Raw genomic sequence first — 18,103 nt, forward strand, 5'->3', positions numbered from 1 at the left:
GCTGCTCCTCCACTAAAAAATTTGTAAAATATCGCCGTCTGCTAAAGGAAAGTCTGCTAATAAATCTGTGTTAACCAACAATAAGCTTTTCGTCTGCACTTTAATTACATTAAGTAATCTTGTATTGAGAGCAATTGCTCGTTGAGCTAAATCATCAATTAAGAGCGCAATTAGTTGATTGACTGTCAATTGTAGGGGCAGTCTCAAATCTTGGACATAATGATTCGCAGCTGGGATCAAAATGGTAACGTTAATATATTTCATCGTTTAAAAAATCTCCTAATCATGCGTTTGTGCTTCCCTAACCAACAACCGATGCCAATAAAAAATAATGCCAGCATCATTAATAGAATGTATTTCAGTTTTCGCCATGAATTAGTCTGCTGATGATGTTTGGTATGAGCTGCCGAAATTGATTCTGGAACTTGAAAAAGTCGTCCTTTGGTGTGTTGAACTAATAAATCTGGTTTAGCAGACCATTGGTTAGTAAATAATTGCCGTTGCGTTAATTGCGTATTTTGTGAAAAACGCTGTCTTCGTTGGCGTTGTTGCTGCTCAAAACTATCCTGCCGAAAAAAGAAATCATTCGCACTCAGCTTAGCACTAGCTGAACTTGCCTCACTGGTATCTTGATTGCTGTTTAAAATCGTATTATTAATTGTCATCTTGCCGTCATCCAAAGACCTTCGGGCTGCCAAAAGATCAATATTTTGGAAACTCCATCCGCCAATGAGGATGATTACAACTAATAACCAGCTAAGTTTCAGTTTCTGTAACATATAATTTTTCCTTAAATAACCAATTAACCATTAAACAAACTAATAGCAACACACTAAAAATCAGAATGATCAGGACATTATCTGCTTGATTAGTAAAAACATTTGAGTAAATGTCTTCTATTTGTTGAAATGGCGAAGTATATTTCAAAAAGAAACCAACTCCAGGACTTTTGGTTAAATATTGACCCAATGCTGGCGTGTAAAAGATATATTCAATAAAGAAGAAAACAAAAATAAATTTACCGACTGAACGCAAAAATTTGAATAACGCGATGGCGGCTTCAATCACTGTCGCTTGAATCAAAGTTTCGATTATTAACCACAACTGTGGATACAAAAGGTGGCGCAATAACGGGCGCGTCGTCCAGGCCACTAAGAAACTAATTCCTAAAACTAAAATCAAAGCATATTGTTGGTACAACCCCAAACCGGTTGTCGGTAATTCCCAATGGTCTGCTACTTTAAATGGTTTAAGTTGGCGATTGTGCTGATTATTACCGACAATCAGCAACGCCGCAAAACCACCAATAATAATGTTAGCTAATGTTAAAAAATAAGGAAAAATTGAACTAAGATTGCGAATTGTCCCCGCATTTTGAAATTTTAACGGCTGAGCCAGATTGCCGTAAATTTTGCGAGCAGCATTATCATCATTTTTAGTATTACTCATTGACTGACCAAAATTGTGATTGTAGTCAGCATTAGTGGCCACAACTTGCTGCCAATTATTAAGGAGTACCTTCGCTTGCTGCAGTAATTTATTACCATGCTGGACAAATGCTTTAGAATCATTATCAATCGTCGCTGTGGCTTGCGCTTGGTTCGTCAAGTTTTGATCTAATTGTTGCGATTGATTCAGCATTTGTTGTAAAGAAGCTTGTAATTGAGAATTTGTTTGTTCGGCCTGTGTACTACTTTGTTGTGCCAATTTCATCAGTGGCGAAAAATCTAATGGTGCGGGGTCACTTAACAATTGTGTATTGAACTCCACGACCGGTGAAATCATGGTTTGATGTTGCCGGTAACTAGCTAATTGTTCCTGATACAACTTTTGAATCTTAACAACTAATTGTTGAAAATCCGCCTGCGCTTGTTGGTTTTGTTGTAATTGCTCTTCATACTGAGCTTGTAACTTAGTGATGGAATCTTCAGCACTATGCACGTTGATTAAAATGGCTAATAATTTTTGTTCTAAATTCGCATCAAACGTAGAAACAGTCTTTGCCGGTACTGTAGCTGTTGTCTTGGGCTCTAATTGTAAGCTGTTGAACGTGGTGATGAACGTATAAGCCTGATTTAAAGTAATGATGAAGTCCAAATATGGTTGACTTAAATTGCCACTGTGATTCTGAACCAAGTTAGTGAGTATTCCTTGCGTTAGTGCTGGAGCATCAATTGTCATGGCATAATTGACGGGTTGCTCAGTCAAAACTTGCGGATATAAAGTTAAGCTTTGTTGGTCGCCCAAATTATTAATAGCTAAACCTTGATCTTGAATAACTACTGGCAAATTATTTTCCTCCAGCTGACGTGCTAGGTTATTGAGGTCAACTTGGGTACTGCTGATATTCAAAAAGACGCTTTGATGGGCTGGCAGATTTAACACTAGGGGTTGATTAGCTGATGGTAAAGTTGCTTGTTGAAGCGCAACTTCTTGTCCTTGAAAGGAACCTGTTGTTTGAAAGTTATTGACAGCAGCCCACTCGACTTGTAATCTTTGAGTTTGCTCTCTCGTTAACTCACCGTCACTACTGATTTGTTGCAAAATTTGACTACTATTACTAGGTAATTGCGTGATGGCTGTATTGATCATTGTTTGCAATTGCTGCCGCACAGAACTAACTTGTTCATCACCAACTACACTAGTGCCATCGGCGTTACCTACTGCATTGGATTGCAATGTTGCTAAACATTGATTTAATTTATCCCGAGTTAACCCCAATTGTAGCTTTTGATTTTGCAATTCTTGAACCAGCGCAGCATCAGTCTCTGATAACCAAACAGGTGAATTCAATAAGTCACTAATTTGTTTTTGCATAGATGGAGCTTGTAATTGATTCAAATTAAAATAGTCATCATTGATAATGGTTTGAAAAGCATCATATTGATTAGATACTAAATCTAAAAAGTGCCGATTATTAGCTTGAATTACAGAATTAGCTTGCGTATTAAGTTCATTTAATTGCTGATTAGCTTGACTTTGCAGCTCTTGAGCTTGGGGATTAATTTGTTGTAAACCATTAATGCCTTGATTTTGCAATAAATTTTGTAATTGCTCAGCACCTGCATTATCCTTCGAATCGCTGACCGGATTATCGCTAGCATTGGGCTGCGTCTGACTATATTCTTTAATCAAATCAGCCAAGGGATTATTCAGGTTACCTTTTAAATTACTACTCAACTGTTGTTCATTCATATTAACTACTTCTAGATGTTTTTGCGCTTGGTGTAAGTTAAACAAAATACTAGCTAAATACATTTCTGTAACTTTGTAATTGAGTTTATTTAAGATTTGATTATTCAATTGTGTAATCTTATTGCGTAAAGTAGGATTTTTATTTTCACGAATTTTATATAAAACCCGAATCTTTTTAAAATCAGCCGCTTGAAACTGGAGAATCTTATTAGAAAAATTAAATGGTAAAATCACAATCAAATCATACCGTCGATGCTTTAAGCCATTTTCAGCAACATCACGTGGAATGGAATACCACGAAATATCATGATTGCGCGTTAATAAGTTGACAAAATCTCGGCCAAAATTATATTGTTTGCCATTAAATTGACCACCGTTATCTTCATTAACTAAGCCTACTTGCAATACTTTATTCGCATTCGGATCTTTGGTTTGCTTAGTTCTGAATGCAAATAAGGCAATCGTTAAAGTCACTAATATTATTAAAATAATCGCGACAATATTCTTACTGTTGGTTTGTATAAAATGTAATAGTCGTTTAATCAAAAACCTATCTTCCTGTACTATCATAGTTGAGTCATAGCTGGTTAAATTACTTAATAAACCAAGGTTATAAAGCTATGTACGGACTTTTATTACTTATGTAACGCCAAGAGCGATCCTTAATAAACCACTCTTGACTAAAACTAATTAACTCCAAGCTTGACCAATTTGATTATCAGCATCTTCCATTGCTTGTGCTGACTTATCCAACTGCGCCTTGATTTCTCTGAGAAGCTGTGAAAATTGTGTTACTTTTCCGGATAATTCTTGAAATTTCACATCATACTTTTCAAAAGCATTCCCCTTCCATTCAGCGCGAATTTGTTCCTGAGTACTCTTTAAATCACTCAATACGTTATCTACACTGTCCGCTCCACGTGTATAATGCGTTGCTTGTGATCTCAGTTCTTCTGGTGTAACGGCTATTTGTCCTGCCACAGTAATCCCTCCTAAATTTAAACCTCTCAAAAAAGAGATAAGCATATTATATCAATAATATTAAAATTTTCATTATTTTTTTAATATTATTTTAGTCAATTATTAATATAAGAGGAACAAATTGTTATACTTTAAGAAAGAACAAAGTTGAATTCTATTCAATTTTTTAAATAATGCACTAGCTACTAATTTTTATAGTCAAAATTAACAGCTTAGCATTTACAGCTTGAGTTAATTACTGCTAAAAGAACTAAAAAATAATAATAACTATTTATTATTCAATAGAATGTTTAAATGTCATCTTCAAAATTACAATACAAAAAAAGTGTTGCTGAAATCATTCAGCAACACTTCAGATAATTCAAATATTTTAATAAAACTTCAAGCCACATTATTTCTAAAGCTAATTACTTAATTGTCCCCTTTGTAACTTTTATTTTTAGCACATTCTTTTTATTATGATTATTTTGCAGACGCTGGATTGTTTGACGCTTGAAAAAACTAATTTTGAGTTTACCCTTCCTCATTAGATGTACATCAGAAGTTCCTTTATCTAACGCTAAGGCTAATTCATCACCATGAAAAACATTCTGCCCGAGCAATTTAGTGTTCTTCAAAGTGACTTTCATCTTCAAATCTTCAAAATTAATATTAGATCCATTTAAAACAGCATCTTTGAATTTCAAATTTGTATCATCAAAACCATCACTAATGGTAGTAACATTAGTTAAATGACACTGATCAAATTGGTATTGACCATCATCATCATCAAACGCTACATTATTGAGGTTACTATTTTGTACCTGATAACGACCACCTTCGTTATCAATCCTCAACCTTTGGGTAACCGCCAGATTTTGCAAGTTGTACTGAGCATCAGAAGAATTTATCTTCAGTTGTTGAATGGACAAGTCATTGAGAGTCACCTGACCGTCGTCTAAACCAAGGTCTAACTTTTTGATAGCATCTTTGTTCGGTACCGTAATCGTAATCGTCGGTTTGGGTGAACTCAGCTTCACATGTTTGCGCACCCCATGATTTTTTTGTTCAATATACAAGTAATGATCTTGATTGCGAAAAGTTATAATATGATAGTTTGTCGGGAAATATGCCCGAAACTGTTTGCCCTGTTTGATATTGACATTGGCATCAACAATACCAATATGAACATGATCAAAGGGCTGATTACTTTGATATTTCCGCACATTAGCAGCTAAGGCCGTTGCACAATTATTGTTTACGCCTATCAAGACCGCAATCAATAATAGCACAATTGATATTAAGTATTGAATATAATATTTTGACTTCATTAAAAATTTTCTCCCCAAATAATTCAAACGATAAACATAAAAAGTTAAGTCAACAATAAAAGCTAATTAAGCATTATTTAATTGTTCCTTCTTCAACCTCAATTTTTAATCGATTATTTTTACTCTGATTATGCTTTAAATTCTTAATTAAATTGCGTTTTGGCGCATTGACTGTTAATATGTCATCGTCCATTAAGCGTACATCAGGATTAATCTTGCCCAAAGTGAGGTGCATCTCATCACCATTAAAAACATTTTCCCCCAGAAATTGGGCACCATTAGTAGCTTTTGCATATAACTCGTCAAAATTGACCTGCGCATTTTTTAAACTAGAATGATTCAAGCTTAAATGTGTATCATCCATATCATCACTAATCGTTTTGACGTTATCTAACTGACAATTAGCAAACTGATATCGCCCACTATCATCATCAAAAGTAAGATGTTGTAGCTGACTTTGCTGGAAATGATAGCTACTATCATCGCTACTAATTTTGAATTTTTGGGATACTGAAACATTGTTCAAATCATAATGGGTATTTGAGGTATCCAGCCTAATTTGCTTAATTGACAAGCCACTAATAGACACGTGATCACAATCATCTATATCTAGATTTAATTTGTGAATAGAATTTTGCTTCGGTACAGTAATGGTCAAAGTAGGTTTAGGAAATTTTTTTTGAACTTCATCTTCTTGATTAATATAAAGATAATTATTTTTATCACGAAAAGTTAACGTATGATACTTTGTCGGCAGCACCACATGAAACTTTTTGCCTAATTTAAAATTGACGTTTACATCAGCAATGTTGATATAAGCATGGTCAAACGACTGATAACTCTCATACTTAGTGGCACTAGCAGCAGAGACAAGATTACTGTTTGACGCCAATAAAATAGCTAAAAGTACTAACAAAAACGACAGCACTCCTTGCATATGCTTTAATTTCATTAACAATCACTCCTAAAGACGTAAAATTAACCTTTACTTAAAAATGTTAATAAAATCACTCATTTTTGTCAACGCTTTCTTTGGAGCTTACACCAAAACGCAGTTGTCTTTTGTCCGCTTTATTTTTCAGAATTTCTTTCCTCGCTAGCAATTATAACTACTCTTTGATGCAACTAATTTACTTACCAATCTTGCGCGTTGGTGTCAGAGACAACGATAATTTAATCGTTTGTGCTGTCGTTTGCGAAATTCCTAGTTTCATCAAATCTTCGACAGGAGCATCCTTAATTTTTTTAACTGAACCATAGTTTTTCAATAATTTAATCCGCGTTTTTGGCCCCACACCCTTAATACTTTCTAATTGTGAAGACAGCGCATTTTTGCTATGCGTTTGGCGGTGATAGGTAATAACAAAACGGTGCACTTCGTCTTGAATCCGTTGCAACAAATAAAAGCCTTGGCTTTTTCGATCTAACGGTACCACAGCCCCGTCCTCACCAGTAATCAGATGTGACGTACTATGATGGTCGTCTTTAACCATGCCTGCCACCGGAATGTGAATCCCTAATTCATTATGCAAAACATCTAAAATTACGCGTAGTTCGATCAAGCCCCCGTCCATCAAAATTAAATCCGGCAAGGGCTTATGTTCTTTTAATAACCGTGAATACCGACGATAAATCACTTCCCGCGTATTAGCAGCTTCATCCGCTCCATTATGTTGTTCTAAAATATCTTTAATTTTATACTTGCGATAATTGGACTTAACCGGCTTACCATCAACAAAGCTCACCATGGCCGAAACCGCATCAGCACCTTGAATATGCGAATGGTCAAAGGACTCAATCACATGTCCATACGGTAAACTTAAAGCATCAAAAATTTGCTTTTGAGCCCCAACTGTTTGGCGATTATCTAATTCTAATAGCCGAAACTTTTCTTCCAATGACAATTTAGCATTGTCTTTAGCCATTACCAACAAATCACGTTTGGTCCCCCGTTGCGGGGTTCGAAAAGGGACATGCAAAATTTCTGTCAATGAAGCTTGATCGATTTCTTTCGGAACTAAAATTTCACGCGGTAACACATTATTTTTCCGATTATAAAATTGTAAAATAAACGTTGCCAATTCTTCCTCGGGCGTATTAATGCAAGGAAAAATTCGTTTTTCACGTTTCATTAAGCGAGCTTGTCGAATGAAAAACACTTGAATAGAAATCCAGCCTTTATCAACATAAAAGTTGAATAAATCACGCGGTGTATGATCATTCGAAATAATTTTTTGCTTTTCCACGGTCTGTTCAATATAGTGGATTTGATCGCGTAATTCCGCTGCCCGTTCAAATTTTAAATCAGCCGCCGCGGTGTTCATTTTTTGTGTTAATTGCTTTTTGATGGTCCCGACATTACCATTCAAAAAACTTTTAATTTTTTTGATTTGCTGTTCATATTTTTGCGTTGGTACTTCTTGAAAGCAGGCTCCCAAACACTGTCCCATATGGTAATATAAACACGGCCGGCCTTGATAACCACTACACCGTCTTAGAGGATAGACTTTCTGTAAAAAATTCAGCGTTTCTTCTGCCGCATACACGTTCGGATAAGGGCCAAAATAAAAACCACCATCTTTTTTGACTTGACCAGTGATAATCATCTGGGGGTTGCGTTCATTAGTAATTTTAATATATGGATACCCAGTCCCCTTCTTTAATTTAATATTAAAGTAGGGCTGATGCTTTTGAATTAAAGTAATTTCCAGTAAAAAAGCTTCCTTATCAGTTGACGTCACAATCGTTTCAAAATCGCGGATTTCACTGACTAACTTAGCCGTTTTGCCTTCATGCGAACTTTTAAAATAAGAGCGAACCCGATTTTTTAAATTTTTGGCTTTACCTACATAAATAATTTTCGCATTAATATCTTTCATCAAATAACAGCCTGGTCGATCTGGCAATAATGCTAGTTTATGCTCTAAATATTCTGTCGCCATTTTTTATCTCCTAATTGCGTCAACTATTGTTTATATTTTAACCCGTGTTTAACAAAATACCAATTGATTTACCAAATCTGAGTTTCAACAATAAATAGCTGAAATATGCTATACTGACAGAGTAATTAACCTAGTTAAAGAAGGTGAAATTGTGGGTCTAACTGTCAAACAAGAAAATAATTTTGAAAGTTTATTTGATAAATTTGCTTCTTTACCAGATGAAACTCAAAAAAATCTAGATGCCGTTAAACAAACCGAAAACAAATTGAAACAGGCTAAAGATCACAAGAAAAAATAATTAATAAAAATGAGGTCGAAATCAAAGTTCTAGCACTCAATTGCCAAATGACTTTGAATTCAACCTCTATTTTTTTACTATTGCATTAATTATTTAGCATAACCTTCAGGGTGTCTTTGTAACCAACGCCAAGCGGAATCAATAATAGTATCAATATCCGTATACTGGGACTTCCAACCTAAAATGGTTTGAATTTTACTACTATCAGCTACTAAAGAATCTGGATCACCACCACGGCGGGGCGCATCCATAGCTTTGATATTCACACCGGTAACTTTGCGCGCTGCCTCGACGATTTCCTTAACAGTGAAACCTTGTTTAGAACCAATGTTAAAGTAGTCACTTTGACCACCTTGCCGTAAATATTTGAGACCTAAGTAATGAGCTTGAACTAAGTCTAAGACATGTACATAATCGCGCACATTATAACCATCACGAGTTTGATAATCATTACCGCACATATCGACATGATCACGTTGGCCTAAAGCAGCTTGCAATACAATCGGAATCAAATGTGTTTCCGGATGATGATCTTCACCCAAGTCACCATCTAACCGGGCCCCTGCCACATTAAAGTACCGAAAAGCTAACCACTGAATGTCATATGCCGCGCCGTCCCAGCGCATGATTTGTTCCATCATCAATTTCGTTAGTCCATAAGGATTAATGGGATCTTTGGGGTCATCTTCTTTAATTGGAACTTGCTTTGGCGTACCATAAACCGCGGCTGAAGATGAAAAGATCAACTTTTTAACTTGATGGTCATTCATCACGTGAATCAGATTAATTAGACCGACTACATTGTTATCAAAATAGTCATTAGGCTTTTCAATTGATTCGGGTACTTGAATATAAGCACAGAAATGAAAAACTGCTTCAATATCTTGTTCTGTAAAAACTTGCTCCAAAAAGTCCCGGTCACGAATATCGCCTTGATAGAATGGCACACTGGCCGGAACCGCATCACGATGACCGCGGCTTAAATTATCGACCACGACCACGTCCTCTTGCTCTTGCACCAATAAGTCTACCATGTGTGAGCCAATGTAACCCGCACCACCTAAAACTAAAACTGCCATTGTCAAACCTCCATTGAGAAAACGTCTATTATTTCATTTAATTTTATTATAATCACTTCCCAGAATGAATACCAATTAATTCCAGTTTCATACCAAAAGCCTATCAGTTTAGGATTTAACAGAAGATATTGACTCTACATAACTAAAAATCCTCGAAATTAAGTTTCATTTCGGGGATTTTTAATTTCTACGAATCTGACCAATTATTTCGTACAACTAACATCATTTGACCAAACACCCAACCCTAATTGGCAATATTGTCAATCTTTTCCAAACGCGTTTGAGGAGGTTGTTGCTCCTTAGATAAGTCAATAATTGGCACACTATTATCAATCACACCAGAATTATCACCAATTAATTGAATCGTACCAGCAGCGTCTTGGATTAAACGGTTATTGGTATCTAAGAATTCTTTCGAATAACCTTTAACTAAGAAGTTCCCTAAGCTAGTTTCAACGTGGTCGTTAAAATCAATTAAATCCGCACTGGAGTTAACAATCGTTAAATTAAAACTAACTTCCAGTCCACAAGTTGCTTGCACTTTTGAATAAACGCCGACCCCATCATCAAAATTTAGTAAAATTGTTAGTTTGGAATTATCTGCATACTGTTGTAACCTTTTCTGAACAGACTGATCAAGCTTTACAAACATCCTGCAACCTCCTTGTAGTTTTCTAACTAGAATGGCGTTATTATAACACCATAATTACTTTAAGACTGGTGGGAGGCCTTCAAAAATGAACTATGAACAGCAACTGAGCACATTAAAGCAAATGCTCTTAACTGCACGCAAGACCGTTTTAATTACAGGTGCAGGTTTATCAACTGCTAGCGGTTATCCTGATTTAAACGCCATGAACCAGCTAGCTTTGCACAATCCAATTGCTTGCGTACCTTTAATGGAACTTTTGACGAACCGGTTTGCTCAGCAGCAGCCTCAAACGTTTTATCAATTATACCGCTTGACCCATTTTCGTCCCGCTAGTCAACCTAGCATTGCTCACCAAATTATTAATCAATTAACTGAACAACAGTATTTTCAAGGTATTATCACTTATAACTTAGATCATCTACACGCTTTAGCTGGGACGCAAAACGTCGTTGAATATTGGGGCAGTATTAATGAAAACTATTGTGTCAAACAGCATCACCTTTTTGATCTGAACTTCATCCAACAACACACTGTCCCCTATTGTCCCATTGATCATTCACTAATTTTACCGGTTTTTGTTTTACGGAATATGGTGGCAATCAAAAAACGCGTCTTAGCCGGAAACAAATTAATCCAAACAGCCGATTTAATTCTTGCTTTAGGAACAAAATTGGGACACGGCTTACCCGCTAATCAAGCTCAATTAGTCGTTTTAAATGATCAACCTATTAATGTCCCACAACAGATCCATCTCTTCATCAATGGTTCACTTGACCAGATTTTAACTGATTTAAAAGCCAGTTTATAAATTATTAAGCCCCACCATAAAAAAACTAGAACCACTTTGCCAGTTAGTTCTAGTTTTTTTTAAATATACTAATATCAGTTAACAATGATCTGCAATCCAAGTCCAAACTTCATCGCGGCCTGCTTTGGTCATTGAGCTAAATAATTGTAATGAATCACGTTGATTCAAGTCTAACGTATGGTTAACTAGTGAGACCGTTTTATTCCATTGATTGCGTTTAACCTTATCCATCTTCGTGGCCACTACCAATGTCGGAATTTTATAGTAACTGACGAATTGATACATAGAAACATCATCTGCACTGGGCGCCCGGCGACCATCTACTAGAATAATCATTCCCCGTAATTGTTTGCGCGTGGTCAAATATTCTTCAATCATTGCGCCAAACGCCGCCCGCTTTTGTTTGGAAACTTTCGCATAACCATAACCGGGAACATCAACCAGGTATAACTGCTGATTAATTCCGTAAAAATTCAAAGTTTGCGTTTTACCGGGAGTACTAGAAGTACGTGCAAAATTTTTCCGTTGAATTAAAGTATTAATTAAGGATGATTTGCCAACGTTAGAGCGCCCCGCCAAGGCAATTTCAGGCCAACCATCAGTAGGATACTGACTAGCACTCACGGCACTTAAGTCCATAGTAACATCTTTAATCTGCATTAGTTTAGGCAACCTTACCTTTACTATCATATAGTGAAGGCTTTTGTGAACCTTCAACTGACTTTTTCGTAACCACCACGCGCTTAATATCGTCCCGACTAGGCACTTCATACATCGTATCCATCAAAGTGGCTTCAATAATTGATCTTAAGCCCCGCGCACCAGTATTGCGCTTCAAAGCTAAATCGGCCATTGCTTCTAAAGCATTTTGATTAAACTCTAGCTTGACATCATTTAAAGCAAATAAGCGTTGATATTGCTTAACTAGGGCATTCTTAGGTTGGGTTAAGATTTGAACTAAATCATTCCGGGTTAATTGATCCAAAGTCGTAATAACTGGAATCCGGCCAATAAATTCAGGAATAATCCCAAATTTCATTAAATCTTCCGGAATAACTTGACTCATTAACTGGGCTGAATCATCGACATTTACTTGTTGACTATTGTCCATGCCAAAGCCAATCGTTTTTTCACCCAGGCGATTTTTAATAATTTCTTCAATGCCGTCAAAAGCCCCACCAACAATGAACAAAATATTGCGCGTATTAATTTGAATCATTTCTTGTTGTGGATGTTTCCGACCGCCCTGTGGTGGAACATTAGCAATTGTACCTTCTAAAATCTTTAATAAAGCTTGCTGCACTCCTTCACCAGAAACATCACGGGTAATGGAAACATTCTCGCTTTTTTTCGCAACTTTATCAATTTCATCAATATAAATAATGCCGTGTTCGGCTTTGTCGACATCAAAATCCGCATTTTGCAATAACTTCAACAAAATATTTTCAACATCTTCACCAACATAGCCCGCTTCTGTTAACGTAGTAGCGTCAGCAATAGCAAAAGGAACTTGTAAAATTTTGGCTAAAGTTTGTGCTAAATAAGTTTTACCAGAACCTGTTGGTCCGATTAACGCAATATTACTTTTTTGCATTTCTACGGCTTGATCGTCATCTTTAACTTGACTATTGACACGTAAATAATGGTTATAAACTGCCACTGCCAAATTTTTCTTAGCTTGTTGTTGACCAATGACATATTGATCCAAAATGGCCATAATTTCTTTGGGTGCAGGTAAATCCGTAATTTCGAGAGTTTCTTCTTCATCGACTGCATCATCAATAATTTGTTTACATAAATCAACACATTCATTACAAATATAAACTCCAGGACCAGCAACAATTCGTTGGACTTGGTCTTGGGACTTACCACAAAACGAGCAAACAATTGCCCCGTTATCACTGGTACTATCAAACATAAAATTATTTCCTCCCAATTTCAGTCTCAAGCTATCTTTTTTGCAATAAAAAGCTTAGCATAGACCTTAAGAAAAGTAAAAAAAGAAACTTTTACTCTTCTTAATTATACACGAAAGTAGGGAGCACAGATATGAATAAGGTTGGAATTATTGGACAAGGTCATGTTGGAGCCACGACGGCATTAGTAATGGCGCAAAGAGGACAAGTCGGCAAATTAGTTTTGGTCGATAAGAATATGAAAAAGGCTCAGTCAGAGCAATTGGACTTACAAGATCAAATTGCATTATTACCTAACGACATGACAATTGAAATTCAAGATTATCAAGCCGAGAATTGGTCTCAGTTAAGCGATTTAGATGCGTTAGTTTTTTGTCCTGGTAAAATCTCAGCTTTACTAGATCATGGTGGCGAGCGGGACTATGAACTAGGTTTAACTAGTCAGATGGTTCATGAAATTGCACCTAAAATTAAAGCCTCCGGTTTCAATGGTGTCATCGTCACAATCACCAATCCTTGCGATGTGATCGCCAAGTTATTACAAGAAGAAACTGGTTTAGCGCCACAGAAAATTATTGGTACGGGTATCGGTTTGGAAACTGCGCGGATGCACCGGGTAGTTGGCAAAGCCACTAATCATAATCCTCATGATGTTAGCGGTTACGTTTTAGGAGAACACGGGGACACATTATTTGTCGCTTGGTCTAGTGTCAAGGTTGCTGGTCAAACGCTTGACAATTGGACGTTAGATTTACCACAACTAACCCATGACACAGCCAACGGTGGTTATGAAATCTTCTTTGGCAAAGAATATACTAACAACGGTATTGCCACGATTGTTAATCAGATTATCGAAGCTGTCTTGACTGACGCTCAGGTTGCGATGCCCGTTAGTTCTTATGACGCACACAATGGAATTTATATTGGACAAGTTGCCGTAGTCGGCCAAACCGGTGTTAGCGCCATCGTACCAGTACCTTTAGATGCAACTGAACAACAAGCTTATCAAAAATCAGTAACTGCCATTAAAGCTAATTATGCTAAAGTTGCAAAGTAAATAGCTACTGACAATAATTAGTCAATAAAAAAAAAGCATCTTTCAATTCCTCCACAAAAATTCTGGGAAATGAAAAATGCTTTTTATTTGATCAAAATGATTATTTTTGTACGGCAGAATCAGTCATTAAATCAACGACCTTCTTGATTGCAATGTCATGGTCAAGCATTTCTTCAGACAAAGCATTCTTGACAGCATCTTCTTGCATGCCATAATCAGCTGCTAATTCTTTAACTTCTTGATCACGTTCTTCAGCCGTAATTTCAATATTTTCAGCTTTAACAATAGCTTCTAACAATAAGTTAGTCTTAACGCGCTTTTCAGCATCTTGACTAAATTGCTTCTTTAAATCATCTTCAGTGGTACCAGTCATTTGATAATACATTTGGGGATTAATACCCTGACGTTGCATGTTGCCCAAGTATTGATCAATTTGATTTTGAACATCAGTATCAATCATTGCTTGCGGAATTGCTTCGAAGGTTGCATTATCAATAGCTTTATCAACAGCTTCAGTTTCAATTGCATCTTCAGCCATTTGTTTCCGTTGCTTTTTCAAACGATCTTCAATCTTCGTTTTCAATTCTGCCAAAGTATCAACGTCTTCATCAACGTCTTTCGCAAAATCGTCATCTAATTTTGGTAATTCTTTGGTTTTAATTTCATGAATTGTCGTTTGAAAATGAGCCTCTTTACCCGCTAAATCTTTAGCTTGGTAGTCTTCTGGGAAAGTAACTTTGACATCCACTTCATCGCCACTTTCATGATCAATTAATTGATCTTCAAAGCCTGGAATGAAAGAATTCGAACCTAATTCTAATGAATAATTTTCGGCACTACCACCATCAAAAGCTTTGCCATCAACTGTTCCTTTATAATCAATCACAACAGTATCACCTTTTTGTGATTTGCCGGATTCTTTCAAGACCAATTCAGCTTGTTGTTTTTGCAAACGTTCTAAGTCTTTGTCAACATCCTCAGCAGAAACTGTAGTATCTTGCTTCTTAACTTCTAAACCTTTATAGTCACCCAAAGTTACTTCTGGTTCCACAGCGACGGTTGCAGAAATTTTCCAAGGTTGATCAGCTTCCATGCTATCAATTGAAATTTCTGGTTGGCCAACAGGTTTAATTTCAGTTTCATCAATTGCTTGAGAATATGCCATTGGTAAAACGGCATTTAAAGCATCTTGATATAATGCTTCTTCACCATACATTTGATCAAAGACCACACGTGGCACTTTACCCTTCCGAAAACCCGGAATATTTAAAGTTTTGCGTACACGTTTAAATGCGGTATCTAATCCTTGTTTAATTGTCTCTTGATCAATTTCAAAAGTTAATTTGCCATCTTGATCTTTTTCTTTCGTCCATTCAGCTTTAGCAGCCATAATATCCCTCCGGTACTAATTATCTCATACTTTATCCATCTTACCCTAAATAAAATAACTTGTAAATGTTCCAAAGCGTTATTAGACCAAAATTTATGTACAAAAAAAGTCTGGCGCACCAGACTTTTAGTTGCCATGAAAATTAGTCTAAAATTTCAGTAACAACACCGGCACCAACAGTACGTCCACCTTCACGGACAGTAAACTTAGTACCTTTTTCGATAGCAACTGGAGCAATTAAGTCAACTTCAAAAGTTACATTATCACCAGGCATAACCATTTCAACGCCATCAGGTAATTCAATAACACCAGTAACATCAGTTGTATGGAAATAGAATTGTGGACGATAGTTAGAGAAGAATGGAGTATGACGTCCACCTTCTTCTTTAGTTAAGATGTAGACTTCACCCTTAAACTTGTTATGAGTTTGGATGGAACCTGGCTTAGCCAAAACTTGACCACGTTCGATTTGATCACGGTTGATACCACGTAACAAGACACCAACGTTATCGCCGGCTTCACCTAAATCAAGCGTCTTACGGAACATTTCCAAACCAGTAACTGTTGAATGACCATCTTCATCATGCAAGCCAACAATGTCAACTTCATCACCGATCTTAACTTCGCCACGGTCAATACGACCAGAAGCAACAGTACCACGACCAGTAATTGTGAAGACATCTTCAACAGGCATCAAGAATGGCTTGTCATTACTACGTTGAGGTGTAGGAATGTAGTCATCAATCGTATCCATTAACTTTTCAATGACCTTAACTTGTTCAGGGTCACCTTCCAAAGCCTTCAAAGCGGATCCACGGATAACTGGAATGTCATCCCCAGGATAATCGTATTCGGATAATAATTCCCGAACTTCCATTTCAACTAAGTCAACTAATTCGTCATCGTCAACTAAGTCAGTCTTGTTTAAGAAGACTACGATGTAGTCAACACCAACTTGGTGAGCTAACAAGATATGTTCACGAGTCTGAGGCATTGGGCCGTCAGTTGCAGCAACAACCAAAATTGCGCCGTCCATTTGAGCAGCACCAGTGATCATGTTTTTAACGTAGTCAGCATGTCCTGGGGCATCAATATGAGCGTAATGACGCTTTTCAGTTTCATATTCAACGTGAGCAGTGTTGATTGTAATCCCACGTTCTTTTTCTTCTGGAGCCTTGTCAATATCAGAATAATCTTCAGCTTTAGCTAAACCTTTATCAGCCAAAACTTTAGTAATTGCAGCTGTTAAAGTTGTTTTACCGTGGTCAACGTGACCGATTGTACCGATATTTACATGGGGCTTAGTTCTTTCATAATGTTCTTTTTCTGCCATGAAAAGAAACCTCCTGTTTGTCATCTGAATTATCTTCACAAAAAAATATAAAGAGTATTGCAAAGACAACTCTTTATGCAAGAATTATACTACTTTTGGTTCCAAAAACAAAGCGATACCGACCAAAAATATACTCTTAGTAGTATACAAACTGAGTTATCAAATGTAAACCAATTTTCTAAATTAATTGAATAAACTTAATAATTCATCTAATTTATCCAACCACTTATCTACTTTAACAGCTTTTGCTGGTTTTTCAAGTGATTGGGTATTTTTTTCATTCTCCCAGCGAGATTTGATCCGCTGCAACCATAAATCTGGATCGCAAATAATCTGATCCGTAAACGGATATAACATTGCCGCTAATAAATTGGTTTCATCCTTTAAACGATTATCCACTAGCTGTTTTTGCCAACTAACTAAACTATTCAATTGATAAATTAACGGGGTTTTTGCTGGCAAAAACTTTTTGTCAGTACCATAAAAATTAATTTTAACGAGATGTTGAATTTGTAACTTGACTAAATCTTCCGTCAAGCCCGCTTTCAATAACGGATGCAAATAAGGGTTTTGCAAAAGCACTTGACTGCTTTGTTCAAAATCCCAACTCGTTAAACAATGTAATTGTAAAATCAAATTAGATTGTTGCATTAAAGGCAAGGTTACAATGGATAAAATCTGCTGTTTTAACTGTTTAATTTCAGTTAAATGTCGTTGATAGTAACGCTGTTGATGTTGGTCAATTACTATTTGTAACTTTTTTTTAATAGAATTTAAATCCGACGGCGCTTGTAATAATAATTGTTGGGCCTGAAGGAAATTATTGATTCCAATCAAAACATCAATCACCAAGGCTAAATTCGATGCCGTAGTTAAAAAACGCTCTACATCAGGCTGAAGTAATTGCCAAGCCAATTGATCCTGTTGGGCTTGATGTCTTGCTTTAACTAACGCCAATTGGACGGAAAAGCTCGGTTGGAGTAGATAAGCCTGATCTAACGATTCCGCAGCGGCTAAATAATTCTTTGTTCGTTGATATTCTTGAGCTGCTTGTAATAGAGCTTGATAGCTTTTTTCTTCCAAGTTTAATTACCTCTAGGTAGTAAAAAAGTCAAATTACTAAACAATAAGCTTCTTTAGCA

At 36.4% G+C, this 18,103-nt stretch carries 17 protein-coding genes; 3 read left to right on the top strand and 14 right to left on the bottom strand.

Annotated features, from left to right (window positions below; translation table 11 throughout):
* Nucleotides 1–12: 12 nt before the first annotated feature.
* From AC3B6Y_RS00940 to uvrC, 7 genes are all read right to left on the bottom strand, one after another.
* Nucleotides 13–264, bottom strand: coding sequence for an EsaB/YukD family protein (locus AC3B6Y_RS00940; protein WP_489791167.1), 252 nt, complete (start codon nt 262–264; stop codon nt 13–15).
* Nucleotides 261–779 carry a hypothetical protein gene (locus AC3B6Y_RS00945; RefSeq protein WP_489791168.1) on the bottom strand — a complete coding sequence of 173 codons (519 nt, stop codon included), beginning with the start codon at nt 777–779 and terminating at the stop codon, nt 261–263. Before AC3B6Y_RS00945 ends, AC3B6Y_RS00940 begins: the two co-directional genes overlap by 4 nt.
* Nucleotides 757–3,741, bottom strand: coding sequence for a type VII secretion protein EsaA (esaA, locus tag AC3B6Y_RS00950; RefSeq protein ID WP_489791169.1), 2,985 nt, complete (start codon nt 3,739–3,741; stop codon nt 757–759). Before esaA ends, AC3B6Y_RS00945 begins: the two co-directional genes overlap by 23 nt.
* 144 nt (nt 3,742–3,885) lie before the next feature.
* A complete protein-coding gene (locus AC3B6Y_RS00955; protein WP_489757876.1) occupies nt 3,886–4,176 on the bottom strand; it encodes a WXG100 family type VII secretion target in 291 nt (96 codons plus the stop codon).
* 407 nt (nt 4,177–4,583) lie between these two features.
* The gene (locus tag AC3B6Y_RS00960) at nt 4,584–5,486 is read right to left on the bottom strand and encodes a DUF4097 family beta strand repeat-containing protein (protein WP_489791170.1); all 903 of its coding nucleotides are present in this window, start codon (nt 5,484–5,486) and stop codon (nt 4,584–4,586) included.
* Nucleotides 5,487–5,559: 73 nt separating this feature from the next.
* The gene (locus tag AC3B6Y_RS00965) at nt 5,560–6,438 is read right to left on the bottom strand and encodes a hypothetical protein (protein ID WP_489791171.1); all 879 of its coding nucleotides are present in this window, start codon (nt 6,436–6,438) and stop codon (nt 5,560–5,562) included.
* Between the two features lie 178 nt (nt 6,439–6,616).
* On the bottom strand, nt 6,617–8,428 hold the full coding sequence (uvrC, locus tag AC3B6Y_RS00970) for an excinuclease ABC subunit UvrC (RefSeq protein ID WP_489791172.1): 1,812 nt from the start codon (nt 8,426–8,428) through the stop codon (nt 6,617–6,619).
* A 151-nt stretch (nt 8,429–8,579) separates the two neighbouring features.
* Between uvrC and AC3B6Y_RS00975 the strand changes: the two genes are divergently transcribed.
* Nucleotides 8,580–8,726 (top strand): SPJ_0845 family protein, encoded by a 147-nt coding sequence (locus AC3B6Y_RS00975; protein WP_489757872.1) that lies wholly within the window; start codon nt 8,580–8,582, stop codon nt 8,724–8,726.
* An 89-nt stretch (nt 8,727–8,815) separates the two neighbouring features.
* Here the strand turns inward: AC3B6Y_RS00975 and galE are convergent, their stop codons facing one another.
* Complete coding sequence (gene galE, locus AC3B6Y_RS00980) at nt 8,816–9,805, bottom strand: UDP-glucose 4-epimerase GalE (RefSeq protein ID WP_489790308.1); 990 nt, start codon at nt 9,803–9,805, stop codon at nt 8,816–8,818.
* A gap of 244 nt (nt 9,806–10,049) precedes the next feature.
* A complete protein-coding gene (locus AC3B6Y_RS00985; protein WP_489757870.1) occupies nt 10,050–10,457 on the bottom strand; it encodes an iron-sulfur cluster biosynthesis family protein in 408 nt (135 codons plus the stop codon).
* An 85-nt stretch (nt 10,458–10,542) separates the two neighbouring features.
* Here AC3B6Y_RS00985 and AC3B6Y_RS00990 point away from each other — a divergent pair, with 85 nt between their 5' ends.
* Nucleotides 10,543–11,265 (top strand): SIR2 family NAD-dependent protein deacylase, encoded by a 723-nt coding sequence (locus AC3B6Y_RS00990; RefSeq protein WP_489757869.1) that lies wholly within the window; start codon nt 10,543–10,545, stop codon nt 11,263–11,265.
* A 78-nt stretch (nt 11,266–11,343) separates the two neighbouring features.
* Here AC3B6Y_RS00990 and yihA read toward each other — a convergent pair whose 3' ends face one another.
* Both yihA and clpX read right to left on the bottom strand, forming a co-directional pair.
* Entirely contained in the window at nt 11,344–11,925 is a 582-nt protein-coding gene (gene yihA, locus AC3B6Y_RS00995) for a ribosome biogenesis GTP-binding protein YihA/YsxC (protein WP_489757868.1), read from the bottom strand.
* Nucleotides 11,926–11,929: 4 nt separating this feature from the next.
* On the bottom strand, nt 11,930–13,183 hold the full coding sequence (gene clpX / locus AC3B6Y_RS01000; protein ID WP_489757867.1) for an ATP-dependent Clp protease ATP-binding subunit ClpX: 1,254 nt from the start codon (nt 13,181–13,183) through the stop codon (nt 11,930–11,932).
* Between the two features lie 131 nt (nt 13,184–13,314).
* Here clpX and AC3B6Y_RS01005 point away from each other — a divergent pair, with 131 nt between their 5' ends.
* Entirely contained in the window at nt 13,315–14,238 is a 924-nt protein-coding gene (locus tag AC3B6Y_RS01005; RefSeq protein ID WP_489757866.1) for a lactate/malate family dehydrogenase, read from the top strand.
* A gap of 100 nt (nt 14,239–14,338) precedes the next feature.
* Here AC3B6Y_RS01005 and tig read toward each other — a convergent pair whose 3' ends face one another.
* The 3 genes from tig to AC3B6Y_RS01020 form a co-directional block, all read right to left on the bottom strand.
* Nucleotides 14,339–15,628, bottom strand: coding sequence for a trigger factor (tig, locus tag AC3B6Y_RS01010; protein WP_489757865.1), 1,290 nt, complete (start codon nt 15,626–15,628; stop codon nt 14,339–14,341).
* A gap of 142 nt (nt 15,629–15,770) precedes the next feature.
* The gene (gene tuf, locus AC3B6Y_RS01015; protein WP_489757864.1) at nt 15,771–16,961 is read right to left on the bottom strand and encodes an elongation factor Tu; all 1,191 of its coding nucleotides are present in this window, start codon (nt 16,959–16,961) and stop codon (nt 15,771–15,773) included.
* Nucleotides 16,962–17,144: 183 nt separating this feature from the next.
* The gene (locus AC3B6Y_RS01020) at nt 17,145–18,044 is read right to left on the bottom strand and encodes a hypothetical protein (protein ID WP_489775292.1); all 900 of its coding nucleotides are present in this window, start codon (nt 18,042–18,044) and stop codon (nt 17,145–17,147) included.
* Nucleotides 18,045–18,103 lie beyond the last annotated feature (59 nt).

The organism is Bombilactobacillus sp. ESL1092, assembly GCF_058107465.1.